This window comes from Lysobacter sp. yr284 (assembly GCF_900107375.1).
In the GTDB taxonomy this organism is placed as follows: Bacteria; Pseudomonadota; Gammaproteobacteria; order Xanthomonadales; family Xanthomonadaceae; genus Lysobacter.
This window is the reverse complement of record NZ_FNPT01000005.1, coordinates 225,529-240,038: the sequence shown is the minus strand read 5'-3', so window position 1 is coordinate 240,038 and position 14,510 is coordinate 225,529. Positions and strand designations below refer to the sequence as shown.

At 69.7% G+C, this 14,510-nt stretch carries 12 protein-coding genes; 4 read left to right on the top strand and 8 right to left on the bottom strand.

The window, feature by feature from the left end; genetic code table 11:
- Positions 1-3 precede the first annotated feature (3 nt).
- The 3 genes from BLV01_RS11000 to BLV01_RS10990 form a co-directional block, all read right to left on the bottom strand.
- The gene (locus BLV01_RS11000) at positions 4-2,850 is read right to left on the bottom strand and encodes a TonB-dependent receptor (RefSeq protein WP_091798808.1); all 2,847 of its coding nucleotides are present in this window, start codon (positions 2,848-2,850) and stop codon (positions 4-6) included.
- A gap of 448 nt (positions 2,851-3,298) precedes the next feature.
- Positions 3,299-4,141 (bottom strand): XOO1806 family protein, encoded by an 843-nt coding sequence (locus tag BLV01_RS10995; RefSeq protein WP_091798805.1) that lies wholly within the window; start codon positions 4,139-4,141, stop codon positions 3,299-3,301.
- A gap of 171 nt (positions 4,142-4,312) precedes the next feature.
- Positions 4,313-5,227 (bottom strand): Hsp33 family molecular chaperone HslO, encoded by a 915-nt coding sequence (locus tag BLV01_RS10990; protein ID WP_091798802.1) that lies wholly within the window; start codon positions 5,225-5,227, stop codon positions 4,313-4,315.
- A 207-nt stretch (positions 5,228-5,434) separates the two neighbouring features.
- Between BLV01_RS10990 and mtgA the strand changes: the two genes are divergently transcribed.
- The 4 genes from mtgA to BLV01_RS10970 all read left to right on the top strand — a co-directional run bounded on the left by mtgA (position 5,435) and on the right by BLV01_RS10970 (position 8,674).
- Positions 5,435-6,199, top strand: coding sequence for a monofunctional biosynthetic peptidoglycan transglycosylase (gene mtgA, locus BLV01_RS10985; protein WP_091798799.1), 765 nt, complete (start codon positions 5,435-5,437; stop codon positions 6,197-6,199).
- 189 nt (positions 6,200-6,388) lie between these two features.
- On the top strand, positions 6,389-7,432 hold the full coding sequence (locus tag BLV01_RS10980) for a glycosyltransferase family 2 protein (protein ID WP_091798797.1): 1,044 nt from the start codon (positions 6,389-6,391) through the stop codon (positions 7,430-7,432).
- On the top strand, positions 7,392-7,820 hold the full coding sequence (locus tag BLV01_RS10975) for a CBS domain-containing protein (RefSeq protein WP_091798794.1): 429 nt from the start codon (positions 7,392-7,394) through the stop codon (positions 7,818-7,820). Before BLV01_RS10980 ends, BLV01_RS10975 begins: the two co-directional genes overlap by 41 nt.
- A gap of 251 nt (positions 7,821-8,071) precedes the next feature.
- The gene (locus BLV01_RS10970; protein ID WP_139178614.1) at positions 8,072-8,674 is read left to right on the top strand and encodes a hypothetical protein; all 603 of its coding nucleotides are present in this window, start codon (positions 8,072-8,074) and stop codon (positions 8,672-8,674) included.
- Between the two features lie 116 nt (positions 8,675-8,790).
- Here the strand turns inward: BLV01_RS10970 and BLV01_RS10965 are convergent, their stop codons facing one another.
- From BLV01_RS10965 to BLV01_RS10945, 5 genes are all read right to left on the bottom strand, one after another.
- Positions 8,791-10,785, bottom strand: a complete 1,995-nt coding sequence (locus tag BLV01_RS10965; protein WP_091798788.1) for an AsmA family protein — start codon at positions 10,783-10,785, stop codon at positions 8,791-8,793.
- Between the two features lie 179 nt (positions 10,786-10,964).
- Complete coding sequence (locus BLV01_RS10960) at positions 10,965-11,642, bottom strand: PAQR family membrane homeostasis protein TrhA (protein WP_091798785.1); 678 nt, start codon at positions 11,640-11,642, stop codon at positions 10,965-10,967.
- Positions 11,643-11,780: 138 nt separating this feature from the next.
- Complete coding sequence (locus tag BLV01_RS10955) at positions 11,781-12,029, bottom strand: hypothetical protein (RefSeq protein WP_091798782.1); 249 nt, start codon at positions 12,027-12,029, stop codon at positions 11,781-11,783.
- A gap of 240 nt (positions 12,030-12,269) precedes the next feature.
- Entirely contained in the window at positions 12,270-12,758 is a 489-nt protein-coding gene (locus BLV01_RS10950) for a hypothetical protein (RefSeq protein WP_091798779.1), read from the bottom strand.
- 5 nt (positions 12,759-12,763) lie between these two features.
- Positions 12,764-14,368 carry a peptide chain release factor 3 gene (locus BLV01_RS10945; RefSeq protein WP_091798775.1) on the bottom strand — a complete coding sequence of 535 codons (1,605 nt, stop codon included), beginning with the start codon at positions 14,366-14,368 and terminating at the stop codon, positions 12,764-12,766.
- Positions 14,369-14,510: the final 142 nt, after the last annotated feature.

Here is a 14,510-nt window from a genome sequence, read left to right as displayed (position 1 = left end):
GGCTCAGAAACGCTGGGTGTAGCGCATGTAGAAGAAACGGCCCGGGACTTCGAACGCCGGGTCGAAGCTGTTGGCGAACGTGGTGGCCGAACCCGGCGGGTCGCGGTCGAACACGTTGTTGACGCCGACGGTGACCTTGGCGTTCCACGGCACCTGGACGTAAGCCGACAGGTCGGTGTACGTCACGCTGGGGATGTGGTTCTCCGGGTCCTTGCCAGCGGCGGTGACGCGGTTCGGATCCGAGCACAGCAGCGGGATGTTGACCGGGTTGGCCAGGTTGGCGCCGGCGCAGTCTTCGGTCTGGCTGGAGTAGTAGCGCAGGTTGGCGGTGGCGCCGACCGAGCCCAGTTCCCAGTTCAGCGACAGGTTCGAACGCAGACGGAAGTAGTTGTCGCGCGCCGAGCCGCCGCGGTATTCGCCGACGCGGTTCTTGCCGGTGGTGATGGGATCGGTGACCGTGTAATCGGTCATGTAGGTCGAATCCCAGTTCACCGACAGCTTGCCCCAGGTGAACTCGGGCAGGCGGTAGCCGACGGTCAGGTCGTAGCCTTCGACTTCGATCTCACCGACGTTGTTCGGCACGGCGAGCATGTTGACGATTTCGCCGGTGGCCGGATCGCGCTGGATCAGGCCGCACACCGCGCTGTTGCCCTGGCGGTAGCAGGTGTCGAGCATTTCCTGCGCGGTCTGGGTGAAGATGGCGTCTTCGATCTTGACGTTCCACCAGTCCAGGGCGACGTCGAGGCCGGGCGCCCAGCCCGGGCTGTAGACGAAGCCCAGGGTCTTGGACTTCGACTTTTCCGGACCCAGCTGCTGGTTGCCGCCGACGGTGGTGCGGATCTGCGAAGCGGACTGGATGTACGGGGTGCCGGTGCAGCCCGCCGGACGGTTCGGGTTCGGGACGTTGCCCGGCGGCAGGAAGCCGGCGCAGGGATCGGCCACGTCTTCGAAGGTGTCGCTCACGCCCGAGAACAGCTCGCTGACGGACGGAGCGCGGAAGCCCTCCGACCAGTTGCCGCGGATCAGCAGGTCGTCGATCGGCTTCCAGCGGAAACCGAACTTGCTGTTGAGGGTGTCGCCGAAGTTGCTGTAGTCCGAGTAGCGGGTGGCCAGGCTGAAGTCGAGCAGCTTGGCGCCCGGCAGGTCGGCCAGCAGCGGGATCGCCAGTTCGAGGTAGGCCTCGTCCAGGTCGTAGCCGCCCTGAGTGGCGGTACGGGCGTTGCCGGTGGTGTCGCCGGAGTTGATCAGGCCGTCCGGATGGTCGAAGCCCGACTCGGAGCGGTGCTCCAGGCCGAACGAGAACGCCATCGCGCCCCCCTGCAGGTCGAACAGGTCGCCGCCGATGCTGGCGTAGTAGGTCTTCTGCTCGTAGCCGTACACGTCGTGCGCTTCGAAGCCGACGTAGTCGAGCATCTCGCGGGTGATGGTGCCGGCGCCGCCGAGCAGGTTCAGCGGAACGCAGCGGTCGATCGCGTTGCCGTTGGCGCCGCAGCGCAGCTGGCCGTTGGCGTCGACGAAGCTCGGGCCAAGCGCGTTGCGCAGGGCCGAGACGTTCTGGAAGCCGCTGGTGGTGTCGGTCTGGTCGTTCTTGCCGTAGAACATGCCCGCTTCCCAGGAGAAGTTGCGGGTGCCCACGTCGAACGAGCCTTCGAACACGCCGTTGAAGGCGTAGGTCTTGACGTTCTGGTTGTAGATGCGGCCGCCGGTCTCGACGAAACGACGCTGGACGTAGTCGATGTCGCGGCCGGTGTTGTTGTAGGCGTTGTCCTTGCTGATGACGATGTCGGCAGCGTTGGTGCCCGCGGCGGCGCGGCCCAGGCTGACCGGCATCGGCGCCAGGATCTGCTGCGACTTGCGCTCGTTGTAGGTGACCGTGGTGCGGAACGAGACCTTGTCGGTGATGTTCAGCGTGGCGTCGCCGAAGACCGAGGTGCGCTCCTGCGGGGTCAGCAGGTAGTTGAGCGGCGCGTGGTTGAACGCGTCGGCGGCGGTGTACGGACGACCGCCCGGCTGGCCGTTCGGGACGAAGTAGCCCGGGGTGCCGTCGAGACGGGTCGCGCCGCTGCCGCCCGGGATCGGGCCGAAGTAGGCGAAGCGGCCGTCGGGGGTGTTCGGGCTGTTGCCGGTGCCCGGCACGGCGCCGTAGACCGGCACGGCCGAGATCTTGCGGTCGCCCGCCCAGATCGGCTCTTCCTTCACGTAGCCGACGCCCAGCATCGCCGACCAGCGGTCGGAGGTGGAGCCGATGGTGAAGTCGTAGGCCTCGCGGCTGCCGTCGCCCTTGTCGAACTGGCCGATGTAGGCGTTGGCTTCGGCGCCGTCGAAATTGCGGCGCAGGATGATGTTGACCACGCCGGCGATGGCGTCGGAGCCGTAGATCGTCGAGGCGCCGTCCTTCAGGACTTCGATGCGCTCGACCGCGGCGGTCGGGATGGTGTTCAGGTCGACCGCGCCGCCCAGGCCGGTGCCGCCGACCCAACGACGGCCGTTGACCAGCACCAGGGTGCGGTCGGCGCCGAGGTTGCGCAGGTCGACGCGGGTCTCGCCGTTGCCGCCGTTGTTGTAGGTGCTGTTGAGCGCAGAACCGTTCGTGGTGATGTTCTGCAGGATGTCGCCGACCGAGGTCAGGCCCTGCTGCTCGATCTGCACGCGGGACATCGAGAAGACCGGCTGCGAGGTCTCGATATCGGCGCGCTTGATGCGCGAACCGGTGACTTCGACGCGGTCCAGCGTCGTCGCTTCCTTCTCGGCGTTCTGGGCGTATGCGGCGCCAGTGCCGATCAAAGCGGTGCTACCCACTGCGAGCGCGAAGGTAATCGCGTCGCGGAGCTGGGTGGTCTTGAAGGTCATTTCTCTCTCTCCGAGTCTTGTCTGATGTACCCAGGGGCCTCGCCGGTGATGTCAAAAAAGACGCCAAATCCAGCAAGTTGTCCGGATCGTACCCGCACACTGGAGAAAATTAAAGTGTTGTTAATTGCCCCCGCGCGTTCATTTGTGACAGAACCGGGGGGCGGCGATCTCCCGACCAATCCGTTCCCTGGCGTATGTTCGAGGGGGAGAAATCCAGGCGCAGCTTGCAGTTACGGGCGTAACCATGTGCGCCAGACGGCGTCGAGTGCGATGGAATGCCGCGCGAATGCCAAACGCATTTCATTGTAGAAATGCGATTTTTGTCACAAAAATTTGGTAGCTGAGGCCTGGGCGGCAGGCGCGCGACGACGCGCCGAGGGCGGCAGCGGGGCGGGACGGACGGGAGCGGAGCGGCGATGCGGTGCGCGCGCGTCTGCGCGCAGGCCGATCAGAGGTCTTGTTCGTAGCGGACGTAAGGCACGGTGCCTTCGTCCTTGTCGCCGGTGCCCGGCGCGAACGGGTTCTTGCCGCGGGTGACCACGTTCTCGGCGCCGACGGTGAGCTGGCCGCTCCACGGGGTGCGCCAGGTCAGGCCGACGCCCAGGCCTTCCCACTGGCCCGGCTGGCCGGGCGTGTCGACCACGCGGCCGACGATGTTGGCGCCGAAATTGCCGTAGGCGGCGCCGACGGTGATGCTCTTGCTGTTCCAGTGGTCGGCCAGGTTGGGCATCTCGCCGGCCGGAATCAGCTTGGCGCGGGCCCAGGTGCCGCCGATGGAGACCATCGCCTCACGGCCGATGTTCTTCTGGCCGTAGACGGTGAGGGTGTTCTGGTCGACCCGGCTGGGCCGGTTGTTCGGGCTCATCCAGGCCGGCAGGGTCTCGCGGCCGTTGCCGAGGGCGACGCCGACCCGTCCGCCCGGGCGGCTGAGGCTGGCCCCGGCCGAGAACTGGCGGTTGTTGCTGTGGTCGTCGTCGTCGAGCGCGGCCAGCAGGCAGTGGTTGGCGAGGTTGCCGATCGCTCCGGCCAGGCCGGATTTGCGGTCGCAGACCAGGCCCAGGCCGTCGTTGGCGTCGAGGCCGACGGTGGCGTCGAGGGTGTTGGCGCCGCTCTTCCAGCGCACGCCGGCGCGGTCGGCCGGTTCGAGCTGGAGCAGGTACTCCAGCTTGCCGTTGTTCTGGTTCCAGACCGGCAAATAAGTAGTGTCGCGCTTGGCCTGCGCATGCGCGCCCGCCGCCACGCCGAGGGCGAGGGTCAGGGCAAGCGGCAACTGGCGCAGGAGCTTGGACATTACGGAAGAGTGTTGGCGCGGACCGTCGTTAAGACCGAATGAAGCCGGTCGAGTTCCCCGGAATTACGAATCGACTATAGAGGGTTTATGTTTATTTAACAATCAGAAAACGGTCCCAGATCGGTGCGGCCGGGACCGTTCAGGCGACCGCCGGTCGGCTGCTTGGACGGGTCATTGGACCCGCTGCGGCGCCTCCAGTTCGGCCGCGGCGGCGGCGAACAGGCCGGCCACCTGGTCGGGGCTGAAGCGGTAGCTCTGGCCGCAGAACTCGCAGCGGATCTGCGCCTCGCCGCCGGAGGCCTCGACCGCGGCCTCGGCTTCCTCGCGGCCGAGCGAGACCAGCATCGCCTCGACCCGCTCGCGCGAGCAGGAACAGGCGAACGACAGCGGCTTGCCGCCGAGCAGTTGCACGCCGTCCTCGTTGAACAGCCGGTGCAGCAGGGCGTCGGCGGGCAGGTCCAGCAGCTCGGCCTGGCCGAGGGTGTCGAACAGGGCGCCGGCCCGGGTCCAGCCGTCCTCGTCGCCGCCGTCGCCGGGCAGCTTCTGCAGCATCAGCCCGGCGGCGCGGTCGCCGTCGGCGGCCAGCAGCAGCCGCGTGGGCAGTTGTTCGGACTGGCGGAAATAGCCTTCGAAGGCGCCGGCCAGCGAGTCCGATTCCAGCGCCACCAGGCCCTGGTAGCGGATCGGGTCGCGGCCGCCGGCGCTGGGGTTCTCGATGGTGATCGCCAGCACCGCGTTGGCGCCGAGCTGGCGCAGGTCGCGCGAGACTTCGCCGCCGTCCTCGGCCAGCTGGACGATGCCGCGCAGGGTGCCGGCGGCGGTGCATTCGGCGAACAGGGTGCGCAGCGCGCCTTCGCCGCGCAGTTGCACCGACAGCCGGCCGTCGACCTTGGCGTGGCCGGTGAACAAGGCCGCCGCGGCCGCGGCTTCGCCGAGCAGTTCGGCGGCGGCCTGCGGGTACTGCTCGCGTTCGCGGATCTGCTGCCAGGCCCGGTCCAGGCGCACGTGCACGCCGCGCACGCCGGCGGCCTCGATCAGGAAGCGGGTGAGGCGGTCGTGGCTGTCGGTGGAGACGGGGTCGGTCATCGTCGTCGTACTCTTTGGAAGGCAAGCGGCGCACGCCGCGAGCGCCGCACCGGGATGCGCCGGACGCGGCTTGGCGGATAATGCGCACGTTCCTGTGAACGGGGGGGGCAAGGCAATGCGGTTGCGACCGGTGCGAGCGAGGCCGACACGGGCAGACCGTCCTGCGCCAAGAGTGGGGACGCGGATGCGCCGGTGCAAGGTTTGAACATGAAGGCTCCCGGCCCGGTTCCGGCCGCGGCCGCCGCGCCGCCGTCCGCGGCCGCGCCGCCCCGGCGCGCGCGGCGCTGGCTGCGCTGGTTGCTCGCCCTGCCGTTCCTGTTCGTGCTGGCTTCGGCGCTGCAGGTGGCGGTGCTGCGCTTCGTCGATCCGCCGTTCTCGGCGTTCATGCTGATCCGCCAGGGCCAGGCCTGGGGCGGGGGCGATTTCGGCTTCCGCCTGGCCTACGACTGGCGCGACCTGGACGAGATCTCGCCGAGCCTGCCGGTGGCGGTGGTGGCCTCGGAGGACCAGCGCTTCGCCGAGCACTTCGGCTTCGACCTGCGCGCGATCGAGAAGGCGCGCAAGAACAACGAGCGCGGGCGCAAGGTCCGCGGCGGCAGCACGGTCAGCCAGCAGACCGCCAAGAACCTGTTCCTGTGGGCCGGGCGCAGCTGGGTGCGCAAGGGCCTGGAGGCCTGGTACACGCTGCTGATCGAGACGATGTGGTCCAAGCGCCGGATCATGGAGGTCTACGTCAACATCGCCGAATTCGGCGACGGCGTGTACGGCGCGCAGGCCGCCGCGCGCACCTATTACCGCAAGGACGCCGTCCGGCTCGCGCCGGCGGAGGCCGCGCGCATGGTCGCGGTGCTGCCCAATCCCAAGCGCTACAGCATCGTCAAGCCGGGCCCCTACGTGCAGCGGCGCACCAATGCGATCCAGCGGCAGATGCGCAACATCGGCGGCAGCGGCTACCTCAAGCAGATCGAATGAGCGCGGCGCCGCGCCGGCGAATCGGCTGAGCGGGAAACCGCCGGGTCCGGCCGCCGCCGAATCCGTCGGCGGCCGCCTCGGGCGACGGCGAAGCCCCGCGGCCGGCAGGGGCCGGAAACACCGGTCGATGCGAGCCGGCACAGCCCGGCGGCCGTGCCCGCGCCGGCCGCCGTCGTTACTATGCGCGGCATGAACCGCGAACGCGTCACCGTCGTCCTGGCCGCCTTCGACGAAGCGCAGAGCCTGCCCCTGCTGCAGCCGCGTATCGCCGCCGCGCTCGACGCGCTGGCCGGCGACGGCGTCGACGGGCAGGTGCTGTACGTGGACGACGGCAGCCGCGATGCGACCTGGGCGATCCTGCTGGGCTTCGCCGCGGCCGATCCGCGCGTGGGCCTGCTGCGGCTGTCGCGCAATTTCGGCAAGGAAGCGGCGCTGACCGCCGGGCTGGACCTGGTCGAGACCGGCGCGGCGCTGATCCTGGACGCCGACGGCCAGGACCCGCCGGAGCTGATCCCGCAGTTCGTGGCCAAGTGGCGCGAAGGCTACGACGACGTCTACGGCACCCGCCTGGAACGCGAGGGCGAGGGCTGGTTCAAGCGCTCCAGCGCGCACGCCTTCTACCGGGTGATCGGGCGGCTGTCGCGCACCCCGATCCCGGCCGATACCGGCGACTTCCGCCTGCTCTCGCCGCGCGCGCTGGCGGCGCTGCGGCAGCTGCGCGAGCGCCACCGGTTCATGAAGGGCCTGTTCGGCTGGGTCGGCTACAACCGGGTGGGGGTGCCGTATCACCGCGGCGCGCGCGCGGCCGGGCGCAGCAAGTTCAATTTCTGGCGGTTGTGGAACCTGGCCCTGGAGGGCATCACCAGTTTCTCCACCGCGCCGCTGCGGCTGGCGACCTACCTGGGCCTGGCCACGGCGGCGTTGGCGTTCGCCTTCGCGCTCAAGGTGGTGCTCAAGGCGCTGCTGTTCGGCGATCCGGTGCAGGGCTGGCCGACGATGATGGCGGTGATCCTGTTCCTCGGCGGGGTGCAGCTGATCGCGCTGGGGCTGATCGGCGAGTACCTGGGCCGGCTGTACGAGGAATCCAAGCGCCGGCCTTTATATCTCGTCGACACCTGGCAGCCGGCGGCCGGAGTATGCTCGCAGCAGACTCGCGTTCCTACGTTCCCCACGCTCGCGCAAGGAGACGGCCGTGCGCACAGTAAGGCAACTGTTGGAGACGAAAGCCCCTGAGGTGTTCGCGATCGGCCCGGACGCGCCGGTGATCGAGGCGATCCGGCTGATGGCCGAGAAACGCATCGGCGCGGTGCTGGTGATGGACGGCGCGCGCCTGGCCGGGATCCTGTCCGAGCGCGACTACGCGCGCAAGATCGTGCTGCAGGGACGCTCGTCGGCGGACACGCCGGTGCGCGACATCATGACCGCGCAGGTCATCAGCGTGAGCCTGGGCGACACCGCCGAGCGCTGCATGCAACTGGTTACCGACAAGCGCATCCGCCATCTGCCGGTGCTGGAAGACGGCCAGGTGGTCGGCGTGGTGTCGATCGGCGACCTGGTCAAGGCGGTGATCGAGGACCAGCGGGTCGAGCTGGATCAACTGCAGCGCTATATCGCCAGCTGAGCGGGGTCGCCGGCGATGCCGCGGCGTCCGGCGCGGCATCGCGCGCGGCCGGGCGAGGCGATGGCGGTTCGCGTGGCGCGGGCGTCGGCGTCGCGTCTGGCGCATTGGACGATTCGACATCGCCTGTTCGGCATCGCGCGCGCCGATGAAGCCGGCGCGCTGCGCCGTCGTGCGGGCTGGGCGCGCCGAGTTTCCCGCCTCGGCCGCACGGCTGTTATCGTCGGGCATCTTTCGTAGGGATACACAGCTCGATGAATGGATTGCGTTCGCTCCGTCCGCATGGCGCCGCGGTGGCAGGCGCGCTGGCGTTGACGCTTTCGTTGGCCGCCTGCGACCGCGCCGCGCCGGCCGACGCCGGGCCGCCCGTCGCCGCGGCGCCGGCCGCGCCGCCGGACCTGGCCCAGGGCCCGGCCACGGCCACGATTTCGGCCGACGGCCGCACGCTCTCGGTCGGCGTTCCCGAGCGCAGCCTCGAGGAGAGCGCAGCCGAATTCTTCAACCAGCGCGCGGACCGGTTCGACAGCGTCGCGATCCTCGCCCAGGGCAAGCGCGATGACGTCTACCAGGTGTTGGTGCGCGCCGAGGCGGCGAGCGATCCCAAGCGCGACGGCGGGCGTTGCCGCGACGGCCGCGAGGTGAAGCTGCGGCACCTGGAATTCGATCTGGGTTCGATGTCGATGACCTCCAATCAGGACCTCGAGTCCTGCCTGCGCCGGCTGCGGGTGGTGGCGCAGCGGCGCTCGGCCGATGGCGGCTTCGAGTACGACGTGGAAGAGACCGAGGACGACGGCCACATCAGCCCGATCTACCTGCGTTACGACGGCAAGGACTACATCCGCGCCGCGGCGCACTGACGGCGGCCGCGCGCGGCGGCGGGCCGCGCACGGCGCGCGAACGCTCGCGCTGGCTTGGGCGGAACGCTGGGCCGCAACCGCTCACCCGAACGGCGCGCCCGCCGGAACGTCGGCGCTCAATTCACCACGTGGCCGACGCAGCCGGTGTCCTTGCCCGGGCCCAGTTCCAGCGTCGCCAGCAGCGCCGCCGGCGGCGCGATCGCGCCGAGCGCGATCGCCGCGGCGCCGCGCAAGCCCAGGCGCTTGTAGTCGGGCCGCGCGTTGGGGTTCTTGAACGTGCCGGTCACCAGCAGCGGCGTGCGCAGCGCCAACAGGCTGCGGTCCTTGGGCTTAGGACGGATGGTCAGGTCGAGCGTTTCCTGGTTCAGGTCGATGGTGCCGCTGCCGACCAGCACGGTGTCGCTGGTGTCGAAGGCCAGCGACTTGGCCGTCATCACCCCGTCCTTGACCGCGAAGTCGCCGAAGCCGCAGCGGATCGGGATCTTGTGGTCGCCGGTGAGCTTGAACTTGAGGATCTCGGCCACGTCGATGCCGGTGAACTCCATCAGCAGGTTGCTGATCTGGCCCTGGCCCATGCCGACCGCGACGCTGCCGTCGCTGCCGCCGAGCATCTTGGCGATGGAGTTGCCGCTGCCGGCCAGGGCGATGCGGCCGCCGACCTTGCCGATCGCGTCCTGGCCCAGCTTCACCCCCGGCATCAGCTTGGCCAGGTTGAGGCGGCGGGCCTGGATGTCGGCGCGGGTGCGCAGGGTCGCGGCGCGCGCGTCCATGGTGACGGTGGAGCGGATGTCGCCGTCGGCGACGCCGAAGTTCAGCGGGTCGAGCTTGAGCAGGCCGTTTTCCAGCAGCAGGCGCGCCTGCATGTCGTCCAGCGGCCAGCCCGGCGCTTCGATGCGCGCGGCCTTGAGCTTCACGTCGGCGTCCATCGAGCGCAGCTTTTCCAGGTGGTACGGAGTGTCGGGCAGCAGCCGCGCGCTGGCGTCCTGGCGGGCGTGCTGCGCGGCCAGTTCCGGGTTGGTGCTCTCGCCGCGGCCGCCTTGCGGCGCGGCGCCGACGAAGCCGGCGAGATCGTCGAAGTCCAGGCGCTTGGACACCAGGTCGGCGCGCAGGTAGGGCCGCTGGCCGGCGGTATCGACGCTGGCGTTGCCGGCCAGGTCGCTGTCGCCGACCTTGCCGGTAAAGCCGTCGTAGCGCCACAGCGCGTCGCTGCGGCGCAGGCGGCCGTCGAGCGCGTACGGCGGGGTCGGCGGGATCGCCACGCCGATCAGCGGGTACAGGTCGGCGAGGTTCTTGCCGCTGAGCGCGAACTGCAGGTCGAAGTCGCGCAGGTGGAAGGGATCGACCAGTTCGCCGCGGGCGTGGGCGCGGGTGGCGCCGGCGACGGCGCGCAGGTCGATGCGGTAGGGATTGACCGTGTCGCGCAGTTCCAGCGGCGATTCGGCGCGGCCTTGCAGGGTGAAGGGGTTGTTCTTCCAGCGGCCCTTGCCGGCGACCTCGACCGGCGGCGCGGCGTCTTCGCGCTTGGGTTCGCGGCTGGCGATGTCCAGGCGCAGGTCGGTCTTGCCGGCCGGGTCGAGGAATTCCAGGCGGCCGTCGTCGATCCAGATGCGGCGGAACGTCGGCAGCTCGCCGCCGCCGCTGCCGAACACCCAGTTGCCGCCGTGTTCGCGGTCGCTCTGCAGGTACACGCGCGGCTGGGTCAGGCGGATGTCGGGAATGCGGATCTCGCCCTTGAGCAGCGGCCAGAACTCGATCGCCAGCTCCAGCCGCTGGACGCTGGCCATGCTCGGCGCCTTCGCCCACGCCGCGTTGGCGAAGCTCAGCGCGTCGGCGCGGATCACCGGCACCCGGCCCAGGTCGACGTCGAGATTGCCGCCGATCTGCAGCTTGCGCCCGGTGCGCGCCTCGACCTGGCGTTCGATCGGGCCCTTGAACCAGTTCCAGTCCCACAGCGCGATCAGAATCGCGACGCCGGCGGCCAGCAGGCCGAGCGCGCTGAGCCACGGATGGCGACGGGGCCACGCGCGCGGCGGCGCGGGAGCGCCCGCATCGGGCGGGCCGGCGCTGGCGGCGACGGTGGAGTCGGGCGTTCGCAAGTCGGGAGAGTTCATCGCGGGAAGGCGCGAGCCGGCGGCGATGCAAGTCGGAACTGGCGCCGGGCCGGTTTCGGCCAAGTCTCGTCAGTCCGGGAGCCGGCCCATCGCTACGGGCCTGTTCGCTACGTTGGCCCCACCATCGCCACGGGCCGGTAAAGCGAAGGTGAATGCGCGGTGGACGCGGCGTGCGGCGTTCAGGCCGCCATCGTTTCCGGCGAGGGCACGACCTGCGACAGCACCGAGATGTAATGGCAGACGCTGCCGGCGACCACGAACAGGTGCCAGATCGCGTGCGAGTACTTCAGCGACGGGCGGTGGTAGAACACCGTGCCCAGCGTGTAGCACAGGCCGCCGGCGAGCAGCCAACCCAGGGTCCAGGCGTCGAGCGCGTCGAGCAGCGGCTTGATCGCCACCAGCACCAGCCAGCCCATGGCGATGTAGATCGCCGTGGACAGCAGCTTGAAGCGGCCGGTGTAGTACAGCTTGAACACGATCCCGGCCGCGGCCAGGCCCCAGATCGCCGCGAACAGGCCCCAGCCCCACGGGCCGCGCAGGCCGATCAGGGTGAACGGGGTATAGGTGCCGGCGATCAGCAGGTAGATCGCGCAATGGTCGAAGACCTTGAGCCGGCCCTTGGCCACCGGGTGCTGGATCGCGTGGTAGAGGGTGGAGGCGATGTACAGCAGCAGCAGGCTGATGCCGAACACGATCGCGCTGCCCAGTTGCCAGCCGTCGCCGTGCAGCGCGGCCAGGGTGATCATCACCGACCCGCCGGCCAGCGCGGCGGTGGCGCCGAGACCGTGGGTGAGGGCGTTGGCGAACTCCTCGCGGATCGAGTGGTCGCCGTGTGCGGGGGCGTGGGCGGCGGGCATGGTCCTCGCATCCTAGCGCGCTGCGGGGCAAATGCTAACGGCGTGGGCGAACCGACCGTTGGGGTTAAGTGCGCGGCGTCGCGAATCGACGCGGCGCTGCGCTCAAGCCGGGCGCCGCGGCGACGCCGCTGACCGGATTCATCCCGCCTCGCGCATCGGCGCCGCGCCCATGAACACGCCGATCGCGGCCAGCGCCAGCCCGGCCAGGTTCAGCAGCGCCGGGGTTTGCGCGCGATCCCAGTGCAGCACGGCGAACAGCGCCAGGACCGGCGCGAACAGCAGCGCGCCGACGCCCCAGCCGATGTGTTCCCGGAACGCCAGCGCCAGCAGCCACAGCGCGCCGGCCAGGCCGACTGCGCAACCCAGGATCACCAACGCCATGCCCATGCCCGTTCCTCGCGATGCCGGCCGAACGCCGGGGCAGACAGGCTAGCCGAGCGTGGGCGGCGGTGCTGCGTCGTTGGGCGAGCGGGTCCGGGCAGCGGTGGGTGCGGCGGCTGGCGCGGTGCGGGCCGCGATCGTGCGGTTGCGGCTCGCTTCGGGCGGCTGCGTCGTGGTTTCGTTGTCGCGGTCGCGGCTTGCGCCGCTCCAGGGGGATCGCGGCGTTGCGGCGTAGTCGCGACGCGCTCACTCCAATGCGTTGAGCGTGCGGACCCGCCGCAGCCGGCGCTGGATCTTGTGCGGCTTGGGGAAGCGGTATTCCTCGACTTCCACCAGCAGTTCGCAGTTGTCGCCGAACGCCTCGCGCATGGCGTAGAGGCGGCCGTTGCCCTCGAACGCGAGCCAGCGCGCGCCGTCGGCGACCACCTTGATCTGCGAGACCGACGGGATGATCTCGGCCAGCGCGGCCAGGTCGAGCCGGCCGCGCGCGAGCAGTTCCTCGCGCCGCGCGGCCAGCGCCTGGGCGCGGGCGCGGGTGGCCTGCAGCGCCGATTCGCGGTCGATGCGGTGGATCGGCTGCAGCGCGTGCAGCGGCACCAGCGCCTGCGCCTTGTCGCTGCGCAGGCGGTGGATGTCCATGATCACCTTGCCCATGTAGGCGTCCTTGTAGTCGAGCGCGGCGACTTCGCTGCGCTTGCTCAACAAGTACAACCACCATTGGCGCAGGCGCGACACGGGGCTCAGTCGACCGCGACGGCGTGGGCGTGCTCGCGCGTGGCCAGGAATTGCACGCCCGGCGCGCGCTCCTGCGCCAGCTGCAGGTTGACCCGGGTCGGGGCGAGGTAGACCAGCTCGCCGGCCGCGTCGATGGCCAGGTTCATCGCGTTCTTCTCGCGGAATTCCTCGAGCTTCTTGGCGTCGTCGCAGCGGATCCAGCGCGCGGTGGCGACGCTGACCTGCTCGAAGCTGGCGTCGACGCTGTACTCGTCCTTCAGACGGTAAGCGACCACGTCGAACTGCAGCACGCCGACCGCGCCGAGGATCAGGTCGTTGCTCATCAGCGGGCGGAAGAACTGGGTCGCGCCTTCTTCCGACAGCTGCGCCAGGCCCTTCTGCAGCTGCTTGAGCTTGAGCGGATCGCGCAGGCGCGCGCGGCGGAACAGTTCCGGGGCGAAGTTGGGGATGCCGGTGAAGGACAGGTTCTCGCCTTCGCTGAAGCTGTCGCCGATCGAGATCGTGCCGTGGTTGTGGATGCCGATCACGTCGCCGGGGAAGGCGGTCTCGGCGATCTCGCGGTCGGAGGCCATGAAGGTCAGCGCGTTGGCGAGCTTGAGCTCCTTGCCGGTGCGCGAATGGAAGGCCTTCATGCCGGCGCTGAACTTGCCCGAGCAGATGCGCATGAACGCGACCCGGTCGCGGTGCTGCGGGTCCATGTTGGCCTGGATCTTGAACACGAAGCCGGTGAGCTTGTCCTCGGTCGGCTGGATCTCGCGGCCGGTGGTCTCGCGCGGCTTCGGCGCCGGCGCGTGCTCGACGAAGAAGTCCAGCAGCAGCTGCACGCCGAAGTTGTTGACCGCCGAGCCGAAGAACACCGGGGTCTGCTCGCCGGCCAGGTAGCGGGCCTTGTCGAACGGATGCGAGGCGCCTTCGACCAGTTCCAGCTCCTCGCGCAGTTCGGCCAGCATGTTCTCGCCGATGCGCGCGGCCAGGGCCGGGTCGTCGATCGAGGCGAAGATGGTCGAGTCCTGGCGGGTGAAGTTGCGGCCCTGTTCGTACAGGTGCACCTCGCCGGTCAGCAGGTGGACCACGCCCTTGAGCCGCTGGCCCATGCCGATCGGCCAGGTGATCGGCGCGCACTGGATGCCGAGCACGCTTTCGACTTCGTCGAGCAGGTCGATCGGGTTCTTGCCTTCGCGGTCGAGCTTGTTGATGAAGGTCATGATCGGGGTGTCGCGCAGGCGGCACACCTCCATCAGCTTGATCGTGCGCTCCTCCACGCCCTTGGCCACGTCGATCACCATCAGCGCCGAGTCCACCGCGGTCAGCACGCGGTAGGTGTCCTCGCCGAAGTCGGCGTGGCCGGGGGTGTCGAGCAGGTTGACGATGCGGCCCTCGTAGGGGAACTGCATCACCGAGGAGGTCACCGAGATGCCGCGCTCCTTTTCCAGCGCCATCCAGTCGGAGGTGGCATGGCGCGCGGCCTTGCGGCCCTTGACCGAGCCGGCCATCTGGATCGCGCCGCCGAACAGCAGCAGCTTTTCGGTCAGGGTGGTCTTGCCGGCGTCGGGGTGCGAGACGATCGCGAACGTGCGGCGGCGCAGGGCTTGCTGGGTGACTTCGGACATGGGAACGGCGCGCCCGGGGCGCGTCGGGTAGGCAGGAGAGGGCGGGGATTATACCTGCCGGCCGGGCGGGTGCCCGGGCGGTCCCCCTGTAGGAGCGACGCGAGTCGCGGCCGCGACCTGCGGCGGCCGGCGCGAGCTTGAA